Below are 1,434 nucleotides of genomic sequence, written 5' to 3'. Positions count from 1 at the left end.
TGCTTTTGTCAGCATGTCGACCATGTTTTCTAATGGCATAAATAGATCCCCCTGATTTTTAATTTTGATGTGCTCGTGCTTATTGTAACCCTTATCAATTGCATTTTACAAGAGTTTTGCCTCATAAAAAATAAAATATTAATTGATGCCATAAAATAACAATTTGCAAACGCATACATCGTTTTTATTATTCTGTTCATACAATTTTTGCAATAATAATCCTAATCGTTTATAGGCTTTTTTGACTGAAAATAATCATTTTCTCCTAAACCAGGCTATTCCACTGACTAAGATTGGCTAGCACTCGAATCTTCATCAGTAGCAATAGCTGCAGTGGTTGTATCTGCTACTTCTGCATCACTTGCACCACTTTTAGCATCAGCTTCCACAGCGTTTTTGTCATCGTGACTCCATGCACCATTCATTGAAGCGCTAGTTGAAGCATCAGTTGTATCTTCCTCAATTTTCACTAACTTTTGTCCTGTTTGTTCTAGATACCACTCAATTACAGGTTGCAAGTCTAAAACATGCTCGTTGATTCCACGATACTTACCATCTTCATCATGAATAGCCACATAATTATGGACAACATAATTTTCTTTATGGATTGGTACGTGTACATGAACACCTTCCATGTTTCCTGACCGCAATTGAGAGATTACCCAAGAAACGTTCTTCACAGCACGTGGTGGGTGAACAGCACCGAGTGGGCTACCAACATCTTTTTCGTAACGAGAAGCAAACATGTCTTGACCAGGTTTCACGCGATTATAATAGATGTATTGGTTATTTTCATCTGCATAAGTCAATTCAAGAGGAATTGTCTTTAGGAACCAGTTTAATTGGTCTACTGTTAACAACCCTCTATCCAGTTTCACATAGGTATCACCTTCGACAGCGCCCACTTTTGCTGCAGCTTGCTCAACCCAATCCGGTGCGGTCATGTCTACACCCTCAATGGTTGTGTCACAATGCTTAGTTGCAGTTAAATCTTCCTCAGGGAATACGGGGTTATCTTTAAGTGGTTGAACAGATTCAACGTATTTCATAAACTTCTCTAAGCTACCTTTCAAGAAACTTACAGTGCTAGGTTCAACTAAATCACCATTAGCATTGATTGCCTCTTTACAATTTCCTAATAGGAACTCTTGCCCTGGCATGACTAAAGCATCAATTCCTGGTGCCTCAAGAATTTGACGTAAGTGTAATTGTGATCGTGATGTTCCTTGATCTAGATAAGAAGCACCGATGATTTTTACAGGTTTGTTTTTCAATGGATGAATTGTGAAGGATAACCATTCCAATGCACTCTTCAATGGTCCTGGCGTTGTATGGTTGTGCTCCGCTGTAGCAATAATCACACCATCTGCTTGGCGGATTTTCCGATTCAAGGTATGAACAGGCCCCTCCGTCGCTAACTCTGGGTTATCTTGG

The 1,434-nt window shown here is 39.5% G+C and carries 1 protein-coding gene; it reads right to left on the bottom strand.

The annotated features are described in order from the left end of the window. Positions 1-287: 287 nt before the first annotated feature. Positions 288-1,434: PAS domain-containing protein (locus tag ACRCJ0_RS14040; protein ID WP_431390847.1), on the bottom strand; the 1,147-nt coding region annotated here is incomplete at its 5' end.

Source organism: Aerococcus sp. L_32 (assembly GCF_050689315.1).
This window is presented reverse-complemented; position numbering and strand designations above follow the sequence as displayed.